Source organism: Bacillus pumilus, from assembly GCF_024498355.1.
Taxonomy (GTDB): Bacteria; Bacillota; Bacilli; order Bacillales; family Bacillaceae; genus Bacillus; species Bacillus pumilus_P.
The window spans coordinates 3,564,055-3,577,869 of record NZ_CP101833.1 but is presented as its reverse complement, the minus strand read 5'-3'; the positions used below and the strand labels follow the sequence as shown (position 1 = coordinate 3,577,869).

13 protein-coding genes are annotated in these 13,815 nt (G+C 34.7%); 12 read left to right on the top strand and 1 reads right to left on the bottom strand.

Annotated elements, in window-relative coordinates:
* Positions 1-94 precede the first annotated feature (94 nt).
* From NPA43_RS18255 to NPA43_RS18200, 12 genes are all read left to right on the top strand, one after another.
* Positions 95-265 carry a CxxH/CxxC protein gene (locus NPA43_RS18255; RefSeq protein WP_099727294.1) on the top strand — a complete coding sequence of 57 codons (171 nt, stop codon included), beginning with the start codon at positions 95-97 and terminating at the stop codon, positions 263-265.
* 80 nt (positions 266-345) lie between these two features.
* Positions 346-825, top strand: coding sequence for a 23S rRNA (pseudouridine(1915)-N(3))-methyltransferase RlmH (gene rlmH / locus NPA43_RS18250; RefSeq protein ID WP_249704716.1), 480 nt, complete (start codon positions 346-348; stop codon positions 823-825).
* A gap of 469 nt (positions 826-1,294) precedes the next feature.
* A complete protein-coding gene (locus NPA43_RS18245; protein WP_256499190.1) occupies positions 1,295-2,374 on the top strand; it encodes a dsDNA nuclease domain-containing protein in 1,080 nt (359 codons plus the stop codon).
* A 45-nt stretch (positions 2,375-2,419) separates the two neighbouring features.
* On the top strand, positions 2,420-4,105 hold the full coding sequence (locus tag NPA43_RS18240; protein ID WP_256499189.1) for an SMC family protein: 1,686 nt from the start codon (positions 2,420-2,422) through the stop codon (positions 4,103-4,105).
* Positions 4,106-4,301: 196 nt separating this feature from the next.
* On the top strand, positions 4,302-6,080 hold the full coding sequence (locus tag NPA43_RS18235; RefSeq protein ID WP_256499188.1) for an HNH endonuclease: 1,779 nt from the start codon (positions 4,302-4,304) through the stop codon (positions 6,078-6,080).
* Between the two features lie 239 nt (positions 6,081-6,319).
* Positions 6,320-6,733, top strand: coding sequence for a hypothetical protein (locus tag NPA43_RS18230; RefSeq protein ID WP_256499187.1), 414 nt, complete (start codon positions 6,320-6,322; stop codon positions 6,731-6,733).
* Between the two features lie 119 nt (positions 6,734-6,852).
* Positions 6,853-7,998 carry a hypothetical protein gene (locus NPA43_RS18225; RefSeq protein WP_256499186.1) on the top strand — a complete coding sequence of 382 codons (1,146 nt, stop codon included), beginning with the start codon at positions 6,853-6,855 and terminating at the stop codon, positions 7,996-7,998.
* Positions 7,991-8,152 (top strand): hypothetical protein, encoded by a 162-nt coding sequence (locus NPA43_RS18220; protein WP_256499185.1) that lies wholly within the window; start codon positions 7,991-7,993, stop codon positions 8,150-8,152. The genes NPA43_RS18225 and NPA43_RS18220 overlap by 8 nt, the downstream gene beginning before the upstream one ends.
* A gap of 69 nt (positions 8,153-8,221) precedes the next feature.
* Entirely contained in the window at positions 8,222-9,088 is an 867-nt protein-coding gene (locus NPA43_RS18215) for an MBL fold metallo-hydrolase (RefSeq protein WP_256499184.1), read from the top strand.
* A gap of 104 nt (positions 9,089-9,192) precedes the next feature.
* The gene (locus NPA43_RS18210) at positions 9,193-11,307 is read left to right on the top strand and encodes an MMPL family transporter (protein WP_256499183.1); all 2,115 of its coding nucleotides are present in this window, start codon (positions 9,193-9,195) and stop codon (positions 11,305-11,307) included.
* A complete protein-coding gene (locus tag NPA43_RS18205; RefSeq protein ID WP_230031400.1) occupies positions 11,308-11,979 on the top strand; it encodes a response regulator transcription factor in 672 nt (223 codons plus the stop codon). It abuts the gene before it with no gap.
* Positions 11,976-13,346 (top strand): sensor histidine kinase, encoded by a 1,371-nt coding sequence (locus NPA43_RS18200; protein WP_256499182.1) that lies wholly within the window; start codon positions 11,976-11,978, stop codon positions 13,344-13,346. Before NPA43_RS18205 ends, NPA43_RS18200 begins: the two co-directional genes overlap by 4 nt.
* Here the strand turns inward: NPA43_RS18200 and NPA43_RS18195 are convergent.
* A complete protein-coding gene (locus NPA43_RS18195; RefSeq protein WP_230031398.1) occupies positions 13,274-13,699 on the bottom strand; it encodes a hypothetical protein in 426 nt (141 codons plus the stop codon). The genes NPA43_RS18200 and NPA43_RS18195 overlap by 73 nt on opposite strands.
* Positions 13,700-13,815 lie beyond the last annotated feature (116 nt).

Sequence of the window (13,815 nt, the reverse complement as noted above, 5' to 3'; positions counted from 1 at the left end):
AAAAGACTATTAACATGTGAATAAATCGGTTATATTGAACAATGAGTGAAATATTGTGAATAACCGGAGAACATATTGGAGGAAAAAGAAACTTATGAACAAAATATTTTATGCTTGTGCAGAACACATTGAAACCGTATTAGACATGTACATAGATGATCACGAAGTGCCACCAGAATTCAGAAAAATCGAACATACACACAGCTTATCCACAACCTGTGAATTGTGCGCTGAACCTGCAATATATATAGTGGGGAACGAATGATCGGACACAAAATACACAAATTTTATCCACAATTGTTGATAACTTATATGAATAACTTGTTCTTAAGGTGGGGATGACCTGTGAATATATCAATTATCACAGTAGGAAAATTAAAAGAGAAGTATTTAAAGCAAGGCATAGCCGAATACACAAAACGATTACAGGCCTATGCGAAAATGGAGATCATTGAGCTCGCGGACGAAAAAGCGCCCGAACACCTCAGCGATCAAGACATGAAAATCATCAAAGACAAAGAAGGCGAACGCATCCTAAGCAAAATCAACCCAGACGCCCACGTCATCGCCCTCGCCATCGAAGGAAAAATGAAAAGTTCCGAAGAATTAGCCGATACAATAGATAAGCTGGCAACATACGGAAAAAGCAAAGTATGTTTCGTCATAGGCGGATCCCTTGGCTTAAGCGACGCCGTCATGCAGCGTGCGAATGAGAAACTGTCGTTTTCGAGGATGACGTTTCCGCATCAGTTGATGAGGTTGGTGTTGGTGGAGCAGGTTTATCGTGCGTTTCGGATTGTGCGGGGGGAGCCTTATCATAAATAGATGAAGTTTTTATGTAAGAGTGGTCTTTTTTAAGATTGCTCTTTTTATATTAAAAAAAATTAAATGGCAGAAATGGTAACAGAGTACCTTACTATACAACCTAAGGAGAGAATTGTTCAGCAGAATCGATACAATCTAGTAATCTACACTAGAAATACATCTTGGTCCAACCCATGGGGTATTGAGTACACCGCAACATCCAAATTTTAAAAGACAAAAGTAAGCGAACAGGATATGAAATTATCAGAGTTTATTCAGAGTCCAGCTCGGAATCTCGATACAAAGTAAGACTAGTGATAAAACAAATGTTGAAATATGCGTATCTGAATATCAAGTTATAGATATTTTAGAAGGGTTTCAATTGGTAATAAATGTTGTTAGTGAACTGTTTTATTGATACAATTGAGGAAAAAGTTATTTATTCATATAATAATAAACTCTCAGATTGAGAATGAATAGGATTGATTACATGGATAAACTAAAAGACTCATTTGTTAAGCCGAGAGACATTAGTGGTCCCCGTTCTTCAAATAGATTTGATTATCAAAAAGATTGGGCTATTTTAAAGATGATGGAAATGTATGAAGTTGAAGAAGACTTCTTATTAGTTATGGATTATTACGATGATGTAGTTGTTTATGATTCAGCTACAGACCCTGAAAACATTTCCTTTTTTCAAATAAAAACAAGTTCAAAGAATTGGACTTTAAATTCTTTAACAAAAAGAAAACCAGGAGCAGAAGGACCTTCTTTGTCAATTTTAGGGAAAATGTATGAATGCAAGATGCAATTTCCAGAGCATACTTTATCACTTAATTTCATTTCGAATTACACTTATAATTTAAAATTATTATGTGGAGAAAAGAGCATTACAAAGAAAAAAATTTGTCTTTCAGAGCTAGAAGAAGTAACCATCGCAGAAATTATCCGCAAGGTGATAGATGAGCATCAATTGAAAGATAACCCAGATTTTGTTGAATTGACGTTTTTTGAGGTATCTGAATTATTAGTGGATAATCGAGAAACTTATTTAAAAGGTAAATTATCAGAGTTTATTGAAAAACAAAATCCTGATTCAAAATACAAGGTTAGCGTTATTTACGATGCAATATTTAGTGAAGTGAAAGTAAAAAACAACTATGAAAGTGACATCTCTTCTTTCGAAGAATTAGCGAAGCATAAAGGAATTAGCCGAGAACAATTTAAAGAACATATTCAAATGTTCTCAACAGATGACGAAGAACAGGAGCGCTGGAGATTTATTAATGACTCCCTTTTGCAAGAAAATATGCCTTTTTCAGACCGGCTTAAAATAAAGCAGGCATGGGATGATTATAGAGTAGATAAGATGAATTATGCTAATTTGAAATTGAGAAATACAATCACTATTATCTCAAAAATGATAGAAACATATAAAGAAAAACAGATTATAAATTTACAAAATGATTTATTAAAGCCGGTATATAACGAATATATATCTAAAGAATCTAATTCATTTTATAGTGAATATTATATCAAGGTCATAATTTTAATGGAGTTTAGTAAATGAGCGGAAATTTCAGAAGACTAATTCGGAATTTGAGGTTAGATAACTATGAAAAGAATGATAATAAAGGAAATAAAACTAGTGTCGTTTCTAGAGGAAAAGGCAAAGAAGGTAACATTTCATCCAAACATAACAGTGATAAAGGGAGATAACCATACTGGAAAATCGTCATTAATAAAAAGTATTTATTGGACATTTGGAGCTGATCCAAAGGACTTACATCCTAAATGGAAGAATGCAAATGTTATTTCTTTAGTTAAGTTTTCTCTTGATGGAAAAACCTATTCTATTCTTAGAAAAGAAAGGGTTTTCGCTGTTTTTGATGACGAAATGAATGTTATAGATACTTTTAAAGGTATCACTAATGGCATTGGGCCTTTCATTGCCCAATTGTTTAACTACAAACTGGTTCTTAACAATAGTAAGGGAGAATCACTTATCCCTCCTCCGGCTTATTTTCTTCTACCTTTTTACATTGACCAGGATATAAGCTGGAATAAGAATTGGGAGTCCTTTGATAGACTTTCTCAATTTAGTAATTGGAGAAATGATGTAGTAAATTATCATACTGGTATTAGACCGAATGAATATTATGAAATAAACGCAGCAATAAGAAACTATAAAAAAGAAATATCTGCATTGGAGAATGAAAGAAAAATCTCAAGCAACTTTATATCAAAAATTAGAAACCAAATTAAAGAGGAAGTTGCAGCTATTGACACAGTTCAATTTAAAAAAGAGATTGATGACTTATTATCGCTTTATGATGTATTAAACAAAAAAGGTTCTAGGTTAAAACAGAAAATCTTAGAGTTAGAAAATCATAAGTTACACATAGAACAGCAAATCAAAGTAGTCAACAGCACTATAGCTGAATTAAAGGATGATTTTGAATTTGCAATGGAACAAACTGATTCTGTAGAGTGTCCGACGTGCGGTAATATTTATGAGAACTCATTTGCAGAGCGTTTTGCAATTGCAAAAGATGAAGATACTTGTAAAGATTTGTTATTAAGTCTGAATTCAGACTTAAAAAAAATTATAGAAAGTATTCAATCTGAATACAAAATTTATGATAAGAATAATCATGAGCAAGAAAAAATAAAGGATATTCTCTCAAAAAAACAAGGAGCAGTAAAGCTAAAAGACATAATTTTAAATGAAGGTAAAAGAGAAATGAACTTACTTATGGAGGAAGAAATAAGTTCATTAAATAATGAAATATATAATAATGAGCAACAAATCGAGGATTTAAAAGAAGAATTAAAAGAATTCGAAGATAAGAAACGAAAAAAAGAAATTAGAACAAAATACTTTAACTTAATGCAAAGTAATTTAATGAAGCTAGATGTATTAACAATGAGCGAAAAATCTTACAAACCAATCACTTCCAAAATAGCGGAAACTGGGAGTGGTAAACCTAGAGCGTTATTAGCATATTATTTTAGTATTCTTGAAGTAATGAAGGAGTTTTCAACTTCAGTGTTTTGTCCAATAGTTATTGACTCTCCCAACCAACAAGACCAAGAAAAAGCAAACTTGGATAAGATGTTAGACTTTATTATAGAAAAAAAACCAGAAGGTTCACAATTAATTTTGGGTCTTGTTGAAATGAATGATATAAATTTTGAAGGAAAAACTCTTATTTTGAATGAGAAATACAGCTTACTTGGAAAGAGTGATTATCCTACAATCTCTGTGGAGATAAAAGATTTATTGGAAAAATGTGAATGAATATTAAATACAGCTTTCGTATCAAGCGTACGAAAGCTGTTATTTTGACTTAAAAACCTCATCTAGATACGCCACGGTGAGCCTTATCATAAGTGATGGTAAAGCGGAAATTTTAAATAAGTATATAAGAGAATAAAATCACCATTAGAGTTTCATATTTTTGTAATAATATTTTATTACGGAGAGGGAGATACTATTGGCCTTAAAAGATAAACCAGAAGTTAGATACGCTCTTTGGCAAGCTCATCAAAGACGCTGTATTATATGTTTAGAAGATTTATTCAATTATTCAGATTTACAAGTAGACCATATAATACCTGAAGCAACATTTAAAGATGATGAGAAAGTAAAAAATGTAATAAATGATTTTAAGCTAACGTTGGATTTTGATTTTAATGGTCTAGAAAATTTAAGACCAGCTCATCATAAGTGTAATAATGATAAAAGAAATAACGATTTGCCAGAAGAAATCTCTTTACGGTTATTGCGTCGGGCAAAAGGAAAAATAAAAGAAGTAAAAAAGCATATTAAGAAATTTGAAGAAGAAGCAAAATATGCACTTAGCCTCGAAGTTATTAGGAAGCAATTAAATGAAGGAAAAATCACACTGGAAGAATATGTAGACCATATAAATAATCACGTGGCAGATTTTGGGGAAGCAGATATTGAAAATTTCTCAATTGATGGAAAGTTTTTAAAGTATAAAAATAAAAGCGTGATCTTAGAAGGATATCTTCCGGTTATAAATGAAAATAGAGGTTCATGTTTATTTACCTTTAATAGTTTTTATATTCGAGGAACTAATATCAGTCTGGGACATAAAGAAATATTAAGCGAATTATATCCCGGAAATAACACACCCATACATTTTGAAATGAGACGATATATTGTAGCAAAATTAGATGAAAATAATTATATTGTTCAATTAGGTAATTCAAGATTCAACTTGAGCTATGAAGAAGTTTTTAATCTTTGTATTGTTATTGATAAATTTATTTCAGAATATATAGAGGCAATAATAGAACTAGAAGAGATTATTGATTGTAAAGACTTCATTCCTAATCACTATGATTTATCGAAATACCACTTAATAAAAGTGAATATGAACCTTTGGAAGGAAATTCTCGAGTTTTCTAGTGAACATGATTACGAGAAAGGAAGTTCTCAATGGCACATATTTGATGATTCCGGAGATAATATGCTGAAAGTTTACATTAAGGAAGATAATGAAAATTACAATAAAGGTCATAAATGCATAATACATAGTTTTATAGATAATTATTATAGTTTGACTCCCTCAAATTATGTATGGTTACTATGGAATGACATGAATTTATCAAAAGAATATGGGGTTAAAGATTACTGGACCGTTAAACATACATATAAATGGCTAACTAGAGAATTATTACCGAAAATAATTCACGAAAATAGTGCTATAAAATCAAAAAGATTATTTAAAAAGAAAGAAAAAATTAATAATATACAAGTTGGTAATTATTATAGTGATGGTGAACATAGATATTTTTCTTCAATGTACATTGCTAATGCAAATCAACTTGTAAATTTAGTAAATGAAATACAATTATTTTATTCAATAAGTAGATATGTATGTACAAATAAAAATGAGATAATCAACCTTTATAGAGCGATTTTAATTAGTACTAAAGCAAGTAATAAGTTAAACTACCATTATCTATGTTCAACACTTAATATAACTCCATTTACAAATAATAAAGTTGATATAGAGGACTTCTTAATAAATAAAATAGATTACTACAATAATTTAATAGATAATGAATTAGGTTTATTAAAAATTTATTCTTATCAATTAGATCTTCTTTTTAGAGTTCTATATTCTAATTTGAACGATTTAAAAATTGATTTAGAATTAGAAGATATAAGGGAATATTTGGAGTCAATTGATTGGTATATAAATGATTATAATACAAATAAATTAGTGAAATGCTACAAATAAATTGCACAGATTCTTAAAGGAGAAGTAATAACTTTGAAGAGGATATGCAATACCCTCATTCACTTCTTATCTCTAGAGACAATAAAGAATTGTATGGAACTTTATAGTGTTAGTGTCCGCTAAAGTTTTATATTAGAAGGGGATGGAGAGTTATTTATTTTCCACATCCTATTACTTGGGAAATTTAGGCATTCAATAATGCAGATTAACATAGATAAATTGAAAAAAAGGAGACTTTCATGGGTTTTAAAGCTGACTTTAAACTTGAAATGCGTAACGTAGTAAAAAATGTAGAAAAGGAAATACATAAAACGTGGAAAACTGATTATAAAGGGCATTCTATAGAAATTATAAACCAAATAAAAGAAGAGCAACTGATCATTGATGGTGTGACAGTTGATAAAAAACAACGAAAAAGTTTATTGACTCATATGATTCCCTATTCAAAATTGTCGGGGATATTGGAGCTTCAAGATGGTACAAAACACAAAGTGTCCGTTAAACTTGGCGGTTATGTACGATTTCGTTGTATTGTGAAGGTAGATCATGAAACGGTTTTAGATGATTCAATGAAGTTAGACTTTCTACCATGGGATCATAAAGAGAAAATCGTCCCCTTTATTCAACAACAATTCAATCACATCATAAAATAGTAGACGGCCGTTTACCTGATGAAGAATATTTATTTGATGAAAATGAACCGCGATTTGCTCCCGGTTTATCTGAATATTATGTAGATGAAGGACCTGCTCCTTTTTATGTGAAGAAACTATTGAAGCTTTTTGAAAAACAACTGAATCATCCTACAAATGCAACAAGAAAGAAAACATATGAAAAAATCATTTCTGACAATATAGCGAGCCGCAGTAGTAAATTAATTGAGCGATTTCATCATAAACAATGGGAGGAGTCTCTTGTACAGCAAGAAGCGCTATGGCTTCTTGAACATGCAGCACATCGGGAGGTTGTCAAATTTGCAGTCACGATACTGGGATGTACGAACTGCGATAAATACAAAGAGCTCTTATTCACATTAGGTATGCATGAAGAATTTACTTCTTATGTCGTATTTGCATTGAAGAATGGCACAATTCAAGGAAACGAACATGTTTGGCGTCTTGCAAAGTCCGTCGATGGATGGGGAAAGATTTCGGCTGTTGAGCAATTGGAAGCATCGACGCCAGAAATAAAACGATGGTTACTAACAAAGGGCTGCGAAAATACAATCATGAATGAATACTTAGCCTATACTTGCGCTCTTAATGGTGATCTGGAAACAGCTTTATCCGAAGATGAAATTTCCAAAGAATTATATGATGGAGCGAGTCTCATCATTCAAGCACTATTAGAAGATGAGGTTTCTATCCACAGTATCGAAGATTATCCAAATGTAAGCTCAGTTCTCTGCTATTTTATTCACCATGCTCATAAGCACTGCCAAGCAATTGAGGACTTTTATCCAATATTGAAAATAAATGAGTTTTTAAATTATGATCAAGAGATTTGGGAAGACCGATTGAATGATTCATGGAAACAGGACGATTATAAGGGTATCCAGGAAGCGGTTCAACCGTTCATCAATGACAGTAGATGGCCAAAGCTTGCAATCGATACGTTACAACAGGGTTTTAGCTCCCAAGCACTTAAAATCGCTCTCTTTTATCGTTTAGATGTGATTGAGCATCTATTTGCTTTACTTGAGAAAGATCCGGAAAATAGTGAAATATACTTTGCTGTGATGGACACAAATCATCCCAAGCATATTAGAGAGCTTTGCACATTTGCAGAAACACATTTATCGTTATCAAACCTTTCAGATGATGAAGTGGCTTGTCTACAATATATTGTGCAAGATTTATATGAATACGAAGGTGTAGGATTGCCATTAATTCAAGCTGCACTTAGGTCAGATGGATGATGGAAATTTACAGTATCATGCTTTAATTGTATTAAAGGAATGGTCTCCTTTGTATTCGCAGCAAGCTGCCACGAGGGAATTGATCGAAAATATTTACGTGAAGACGAAAGATAAAGAAGATCGAAAGTTAGCCAAACGTTTGTTAAAGAAATAATATTTGATTAACTAGCGCATAACAATTCAACGGGGATAAAACTTAAAAATATTAGAAAGCAGGCACACCATGCACACAATCAAAAAATTAGGCCAAACCTTCTCCTACATCACACCAGTATCAAGAACCGACCGCCCCATCCTAGGCGTGGTCGTAGGCAATAACAAAACATTAATGATCGATGCCGGCAACTCGGAAAATCATGCGAACTATTTCATCAAAGAAACATTAAAAAATGAGAACGCCTCGCCCGATCTGGTTGTCCTCACGCATTGGCATTGGGATCATATTTTTGGTCTGCCGGCATTGCCTGATACGGTTTCAATTTCTTCTGCCAAGACCAGAAAGGAAATGGAGAAGCTTCTTCCGTTTTCTTGGTCAGATGAGGCGATTGATGAGCGGGTGAGGGAAGGGACGGAGATTGAGTTCTGTGCGAAAGCCATCAAGGAAGAATATCAGGATCATCGAGAGATTCAGGTGGTTTTACCGAATGTCACGTTTGATCATCGGATGGAAATTGATCTTGGCGGGGTTACTTGTGTCGTGCAACATGTTGGGGGCGATCATGCCGCAGATTCAGTGATCGTATATGTGAAAGAAGAGAAAATCCTTTTTCTTGCTGATTGCATTTATCCGAAAATGTATGCTGAAAAAGTACATTATACGGTAAAAGAAATCTTGCGTCTTTTAGATGAGCTAGATGCTTTTGATGCCGATACGTATATTCCGTCACACCAAAGGCCGTGGACAAAAGAGGAGTTTCGTCAGGAAACAGACAAGCTTAGGATGATTGCGAAATACACTGATCTTTATGGTGGAGATCAGCAGAGAATCAAGAGTGAATATCAAGCACATGTGAACAGAGAACTGAAAGAAGATGAGTTAGAGGCGATCGCGTATTTTGTAAATGGTTATGAAGGATTAGCAGAGGGATAAACCTCTGCTTTTTTATTTTCATGCCTCCTTCTTCCACTGAGTTTATATCAAGTTTATATACGAGCGATATACTCGAAGCGGTGAGAAAAGGAGGAGAACAATCGGTGAGTTTATTTAGATCATTTATTGATAAAATTTCTACAAAAAAGGGAGCTTGGCTGACCGTTATCATTTGGCTTGTTCTCATGATAGGGTTGAGTGCTGGTCCTACATTGGGCGATCATAAAGTGAGTAACTTTCAGTCTTTACCTAGTGATGCTCAGTCTATTGTGACACAAAAGCAGTTAGATCAGTATTTCCCAAGTGACAAAGGGACTCCGGGGTTATATGTCTTCCATCATCCTGATGGCAAGCTGGCTATCAAAGATGTAAAAACGATTATAAAAGGAATCAAAGAGGCAAAAATTGAGGGGATTGAAGACATTGTCGATGTTACCGCATTGCCTCCTCAAGCGTTATCCGCATTTTTATCAGAAGATCAATCTACTATGATTGTGCCAATGAATTTGAAAGCCGGATTAGGCAATGCTGATTATGCAGAGATTAATGATGAAACAACAAAGGTTGGTAAAAAGATAGCAAAAGGGTTAGATACAGATTTTTATATTACGGGCCCAGCAGGTATAGCTGGAGATACTGTTAAGTTATTTGAATCTGCTGACTTGAAGCTGTTATTAGCCACCGTTGCGATCATTTTGGTTTTATTGATAGCCATTTACCGTTCCCCGTTATTAGCGATCATCCCATTATTTGCAACGGTGATTGTCTATCAAGTGGTAAATCAAGTCGTCGCTTTACTTGGCGTCGGTGGACTTGAAATCAATAACTCGACCACTTCTATTATGAGTATTTTATTATTTGCGGCTGTGATTGATTATTCATTATTTGTTTTTTCTCGCTATCGTGAAGAGTTGAATCATGATGAAAATCAATATGAAGCGATGAAAGTGGCAATGCGTGCAACGGCAAAACCCGTATTATTTGCAGGAGGTACAGTATTCGCGGCAATGATCATTTTATTTGTGGCAGATTTCCGTGATTATCAAAACTTTGCTCCAATCTTCGGTGCTGCGATGGTGATCATTATGATGGCTTCTGTTACACTAATCCCAGCATTGTTTGCGTTATTTGGCCGTAAAGCATTTTGGCCGAAAGTGCCCAAATATGGTGAAGCGAGAGAAGTGAAGCATGGCATTTGGGGGCCTATTGCAAAGTTTGTTGTTCGAAAACCAGGATTGATTGGTGGTGCTGTCTTACTGTTTTTACTTGTGACAGGGGCGAATGTTTTCAATTTACAGTATGAATTTAACTCAGTGAAAAATTTCCCGAAGGATTTACCTTCTCGTGTCGCATTTGAAATCGTCGAGGATCAATTTAATAAAGGAGATCTAGCCCAGACAACGGTGCTAGTGACCGGTCAAAACCTATCTCAGGAACATTTACAAGAAATCTCTTCTCATTTCTCAGAAAATGACCAGATAGGGTCGGCTCGTCCTTCGGGAGTTACCAAAAATGGAGAGCATGGCAAAATGACTGTATCACTGAAGGTGAATCCATACAGTATAGAGGCCATTGAATTTTTAAAAGAATTCCGTACAGATCAATCCACCTATCGTTTATCAGATGGTCAAGAGGTTCAGCTATCTTTTGCGGGCACAACGGCTAAATTAGTGGATGAACAACAAGTGAATCAATCAGATATTAAAAAGATTGTTTTGCTGGAAACGTTACTCATTCTTCTCTTGTTACTCGTTCTGACACGCTCGATCAAAATGTCGATTTATATGATGGCGACGATTTTAATCTCCTTTGTATCTGCTTTAGGGTTAGGCATTTTCTTAGTCGATGTGTTATTTGGATATGATGCCATTTCCACTCGTGCCCCTGTATATGCCTTTATCTTTTTAGTGGCTTTAGGAATTGACTATAATATCATCCTTGTGAGCCGTTTCTTAGAAGAACGTAAAACGTTACACGTCAAAGCTGCATTACAAGTGGCGATACGAAACACAGGAGGGGTCATTTCTTCAGCGGGGATCATTCTTGCCGCAACGTTTGCCGCATTAATGACCATGCCCATTACCGATTTATTTATCTTTGGATTTATTGTCGCTATTGGGATTATCATCGATACATTCTTAGTTCGAGGAATGTTGCTGCCGTCGCTCATATTATTCTTTGAAAAAGACAAAGATAAGGTGATAAAGGAGGAAGGTTAATTGCATGTATTGGTTGTGGATGATGATGAAGCCATTTTGCAATTAGTGTCCATCCATTTAGAGCAGGCGGGATATCACGTGATAAAAGCAAGCAATGCTGAGGCAGCGCTTGCTTTTTTGCAACATCAGTCATTTGATCTCATGATCATTGATGTGATGATGCCTGGAATGGATGGCTTTCAGCTGGCTAGCATTGTTATCAAACAATATGAACTGCCTGTCATTATGCTGACAGCGAAAGGGCAAATTGAAGATAAACAGCAAGGATTTGAACAAGGGATTGATGATTATATCGTCAAACCATTTGAAACGAAGGAACTGCTATTCCGTGTAAATGCCATTTTACGAAGATATCGTAAATCCATAGAAGCTTTAACAACTGCGGGGAATATTCAGATTGATACGAACCGTTGGGAATTAATGATTGAGAATCAACAATATATCTGGCCCATGCGGGAATTAGAAATTCTCCATTATCTGCTGCAGCGGGCAAACCGCAATGTGAGCCGCTGGGATTTAATTGATGACATTTGGGGGGATACGTTAGAACAACCCGAATTCACATTAAACACTCACATTAACCGCATTCGCGAAAGATTAAAAAGAGCTGAAGCGAATGTTGAAATTGTGACAATTCGTGGTTTTGGCTATCAACTAGAGGTAAAAGAATGAGACTACAACAACGATTTATGTTATATACGTGTTTGATTGTTTGTATCAGCATCTTTGTTGGATTTATTTGTTCGAATTTGATTTACAATGCCTTTGTAAAAGAACAATTAAATGATCGTTATTTAGTCATTGCGGAGCAGTTATCGAAACAAATCAAAGAACACGAAATCACATTACAGGCATCTTCCGATTTTCTGCAAACCATGAGCGATCTAGGGTATCAAATTGCATTGGTTAAAGAAGATGGAGAAATTCGGATGTTTGGTGAACCCTTTAAAACGACACAATGGAATGACCAAATGCACGCCTTATTTGAAGGCGAGAAAGCTTACAACGGGATCAAATCCTTTAAAAATTCATATTTAATCATGAGTCATTTCGCAAATGATATACAGAATACTGTGGGAACGAAAATAGAAATTGAAGGGGAAGAATGGGGATTATTTTTACGTCCGAATAACATTAGCCTTTTCACAGAATTTCATTTGATTATATTTGGGTTTATATTCGCCGTATTTATTAGCAGCATCATTGGCATTTTATTGATGTCTCGAAAGGTCACCCATTCCCTTTCAGAATTGACGAGTGCAACGCAAGAGATGGCCAACCATAATTTCCAGTACCCATTAATGATTAACCGCAAAGATGAAATTGGGCAGCTTGCCGATAGCTTTCGGATGATGCAGCAGAAGTTGGAGAATACAGATCAAGCGAGAAAGAAATTCGTGAATAACGTCTCGCACGATTTCCAATCACCGTTACTCAATATCCGGGGGTATTCTGAATTACTAGATGGGGAGCTTTCGTCAAGCGAAGGGAAAAAATACAATCACATTATTCAAACAGAAGCGAAGCGATTATCAAACTTAACGAAACAACTCCTCATTCTTACTTCAATTGATCAGGGGACATATCCAACGAATAAACAACTAGTCAGGATCGATGATCAGCTTCATCAAGTGGTTCATTCAATGCTATGGCGGATAGAAGAGAAGGGGTTAGAAATTAAGATCGATTTACAGCCTGTCACCGTGTATGCTGACCGTACATTGCTGATCAACGTATGGGAGAACTTAATTGGCAATGCGATTAAATACAATAAAGAGTACGGAGAGATCAGTATTCATTGTGAAGAAAATGAATCAGAAGCGGTCGTGAAGATCAGAGATACGGGGATTGGAATAGAAAAAGAGACATTGGAAAAAATATTTGAACGATTCTACCGGGTGGATCAAGCACGAAATAAAGAAGGAATGGGTCTGGGATTATCAATTGTACAAGAAGTTCTCTCTTATCACGATGCTTCTATTGAGGTAGAAAGCAATGAAGAAGGAACGACATTTACTACGTTTTTTCCAAAGGAGTAGTTAGTGAAGAAAAGTCTCATTTGCGATGTGTCAAATGAGACTATTAAATTTCTATGGCAAGCCTCAACATCTTCTGCATCACGAACTGTGACAGACATATTTTTAGCATTAATAATAATGACACAATCCCAAGTAGGTTTGATTTGTAGCTCGTTGTTTTCATCTATCCAAATCACACTGTTTAGTTCAATTGATGGCACTAAAATGACCATTTTCTTTTCATAGTTTCTTCTTTTGTTCACGATTACATTACCATACTTATCTAGTGATGCCTTGCGTTTCCCTACATCTTTTGTTATTACATTTACCGTTTTTAAAGGTACCGCTTGTTTTTTGAGCTGGCGTTTTTCCATGCTTGTCTTTAAACTTTTTTAAATCAACCTTACCCCCCTGACTTTTTTAAGCTTTTGGAATCTTTTTAGCCGCAGTATCTGCTGCTTTTTTACTGTATAATAACTAATCTTGTTAT

Bases quoted from the DNA above. Each gene is read 5' to 3' on its own strand.
- NPA43_RS18230 (WP_256499187.1), top strand. From the start codon at position 6,320: ATGGGTTTTAAAGCTGACTTTAAACTTGAAATGCGTAACGTAGTAAAA.
- NPA43_RS18195 (WP_230031398.1), bottom strand. From the start codon at position 13,699: ATGGAAAAACGCCAGCTCAAAAAACAAGCGGTACCTTTAAAAACGGTA.
- NPA43_RS18200 (WP_256499182.1), top strand. From the start codon at position 11,976: ATGAGACTACAACAACGATTTATGTTATATACGTGTTTGATTGTTTGT.
- NPA43_RS18240 (WP_256499189.1), top strand. From the start codon at position 2,420: ATGAAAAGAATGATAATAAAGGAAATAAAACTAGTGTCGTTTCTAGAG.
- NPA43_RS18245 (WP_256499190.1), top strand. From the start codon at position 1,295: ATGGATAAACTAAAAGACTCATTTGTTAAGCCGAGAGACATTAGTGGT.
- NPA43_RS18255 (WP_099727294.1), top strand. From the start codon at position 95: ATGAACAAAATATTTTATGCTTGTGCAGAACACATTGAAACCGTATTA.
- NPA43_RS18220 (WP_256499185.1), top strand. From the start codon at position 7,991: ATGGATGATGGAAATTTACAGTATCATGCTTTAATTGTATTAAAGGAA.
- NPA43_RS18215 (WP_256499184.1), top strand. From the start codon at position 8,222: ATGCACACAATCAAAAAATTAGGCCAAACCTTCTCCTACATCACACCA.